1 pseudogene is annotated in these 456 nt (G+C 47.4%); it reads left to right on the forward strand.

Features of this window, described 5'->3' with window-relative positions:
* Window positions 1-456: pseudogene (locus tag MO387_RS20830) on the forward strand (IS5-like element ISSod12 family transposase); the annotation flags it as partial.

Genomic DNA, 456 nt, shown 5'->3' on the forward strand with positions numbered 1-456 from the left:
CGAAAACGGTCAATATTGCTTTTAAAACCAAGACTCGCGGCGCCATTGAGCACTTAGCTATCGACTCAACAGGCTTGAAGGTCTATGGCGAAGGTGAGTGGAAAGTGAAGAAACATGGCACAGATGGAAAGCGCCGAGTGTGGCGTAAACTGCATATTGCCGTAGATACACATAGCCATGAAATTATTGCCGCAGAACTCAGTTTATCAGGTGTAACAGACGCTGAAGTGATGCCCAATTTACTTAAGCAAACCCATCGAAAAATCCGCAATATCTCGGGTGATGGTGCTTACGACACGAAAGCCTGTCACGCAGCCGTTCGTCGAAAACGCGCTTTAGTGCTCATTCCACCTAGGGAAGGTGCTGCACTATGGGAACAAGGGCATCCACGAAACTTAGCCGTCAGTTGGCAACAGCTTCATGGCTCAAATAAGCAATGGAAAAAACGGTATGGTT

Source organism: Shewanella sp. N2AIL, from assembly GCF_022690845.1.
GTDB lineage: Bacteria > Pseudomonadota > Gammaproteobacteria > Enterobacterales > Shewanellaceae > Shewanella > Shewanella baltica.